2 protein-coding genes are annotated in these 2,417 nt (G+C 47.5%); both read left to right on the forward strand.

Translation table 11 applies throughout. The features are described from left to right. Positions 1-273, forward strand: a 273-nt coding sequence (locus KDK16_RS01965) for a WD40 repeat domain-containing protein (RefSeq protein ID WP_257274423.1), incomplete at its 5' end; no start/stop codon positions are given. A 139-nt stretch (positions 274-412) separates the two neighbouring features. Continuing rightward, positions 413-2,068, forward strand: a complete 1,656-nt coding sequence (locus KDK16_RS01970) for an F-box/WD40 repeat-containing protein (protein ID WP_257274424.1) — start codon at positions 413-415, stop codon at positions 2,066-2,068. The last annotated feature ends 349 nt before the right edge of the window (positions 2,069-2,417 follow it).

Genomic DNA, 2,417 nt, shown 5'->3' on the forward strand with positions numbered 1-2,417 from the left:
GATGGATCATGGAAAGAAACAGCCAACATTACCCATAAGGGCAAAGTCCTCTCAGCCGACTTCAGTCCCGATAGCTGCCACGTGGTGACCGCCGGTGGAGACGGAACGGCGAGAATTTATGGCCTCAGAACCAATGGATCATGGATAAAAAAAGCCATCATTTCTCACGGGCTGATGATCTCCTTTGCCAAATTCAGCCCCGATGGCCGAAATGTGTTGACCGAATGTGCAGATCACACGGTGAGAATCACTGAACTGTGGAGGGGCGATTGATGACTTCTTTTCTCTGGTTCCACAGAACTCAATGTTTTGAACTTCTATTGTAAAAACCACTCTAACAGACCGGACTCACTTTTAATGTCCTTTCCAAGCGAAGATAAATAATGACTTTGGAGATAGGGAGGCATCTGGCATGCAACCTGTGAAAAGCAATTGCGACAGTGACAGTATACTCCTGCCAACACCTGAGCCAGCTCAAATGGAGGAAGCACCGACGGGTGTCATTGCAGGTAGAGACGTGAGTGTCTGCAACAACAATCCATGTTTATTACTCGATTTGCCCGATGAAACAGAATCCATGATTATTCGCTATTTGGGTTTTCGAGAGGTTGCCTGTTTAGCAAAGGTGTGCAGATATCTTCGCGATCTTGTTAAAAAAGATCATGCTTTGGAGAGAGCATGGTATCGCCGGTTTCCTTCGCCACACCAATACCAATTAAAGACTATCGTTACGACAAAAGATCAGCAACAACTCCGTGATTGGTTGAAGCCGTTTGTTAATGAAGACACTGTCGAGTCACTTCCAGAACAACAAAAAAGTATTTATTTTCCTGTCCAGCTCCTTTTCACCAACAGCAAACTGATGTCTCAATGCAAAACATTCAAGTTAGTGGAAAAAGTCGAAATCCCACATTTTCACACTGTCAGCACAGCCACCTTCAGCGCCGATAGCCGCCATGTGGTGACTGCCAGTTTGGATATGACGGTGAAAATCTATGGGCAGGAGACTGGAGGAACATGGGAAGAAAAAACCACTTTCAACCACAATGCCTCAGTCAGGTCGGCCAGCTTCAGCGCCGATGGCCGTCATGTGTTGACCGCCAGTTATGGCCATAAAGTGAAAATCTGTGGTCAGGAAGACGATGGATCATGGACAGTAAAAACTATTATTACCCATACTGATTCTGTCAATTCAGCCACCTTCAGTAATGATGGTCGACGTGTGCTGACTGCCAGTCAGGATCAAACGGTGAAAATCTTTGGTCGGGGGGACGATGGATCATGGGAATTAGAAGATACCATCTACCATATCAGTCCGGTCGTTTCGGCCAGGTTTAGCCCCAATGGTCTTCATTTGGCAATCTTCGGTATAGATGACACGGTAACAATCTACGGTCAGGGAGCCGCTGGAGGGTGGGTAGAAAAAGCCACCATTCAGCATGAGAAACTAATCACCTTAGCCAACTTTAGCGCCGATGGCTGCCTTCTGTTATCCGCCAGTTTAGATGGCACGTCGAAAATCTGTGACCTGCAAGCTGATGGATCATGTAAAGAAATAACCACGCTTCATCATCGTGGTGTGGTCACTTCAGCCGACTTCAGCGCTGATTGCCGTCATCTGATGTTCGCCCATCATGATAACACAGTGAGAATCTATAGCGCCGCTGCATCATGGCAAGAAACAGCCTGCATTTCCCACAATTGGAAGGTCACCTCAGCCAGCTTCAGTGGCGATTGCCGTCATGTGGTGACCGCCAGTTTGGATAACACGGCAAAAATCAATGGCCTGCAGGCCGATGGCTCATGGCAAGAAGAAGCCAACATTACCCATGAAGACGAAGTCCTTTCAGCCACCTTCAGTGTCGATGGTTGTCATATGGTAACCGCCAGTAGAGATGGTACTGCGAGAATATGGGGTCTGGAGGCCAATGGGTCATGGCTGGAAAAAGCCACCATTGAACACGAGGGAGGAGTCATCTCAGCCGACTTCAGTCCCGATGGCCGAAATGTGATGACCGTCGGTGTAGATGCTGCGGTGAGAATCACAGAATTATGGAGGGGCGATTGATGATCGAACAGAACTCTTCTTTTTCTTGGTTTCAATGAGCCCAATGATGAGTCATGGAAAGTAAAATACACTGTCAACCATAGTAGCCAGTTCGTCTCAGCCGCCTTTAGCCTCGATGGCCACCCTATGGTGGCGATTAAATATGGTGTTAGGTGTCTCTGTACCATTCTCTGCTATGCTGGTTACTCCATACATAACGTGAGTAGTCCCGATGTCGTTAGAGGTTAGGGTAGAGCAACTTGAGTCACATTTTGACTCACTGGATAGCGCAGTGCGTAGTCTTGTTAAAATCACTGGTGATACACACCAAGAGATACTGGCAACAAGACGGGAAATGCGAGAGTACCAG

This window comes from Endozoicomonas sp. SESOKO4, assembly GCF_024606275.1.

Bases quoted from the DNA above. Each gene is read 5' to 3' on its own strand.
- KDK16_RS01970 (WP_257274424.1), top strand. From the start codon at position 413: ATGCAACCTGTGAAAAGCAATTGCGACAGTGACAGTATACTCCTGCCA.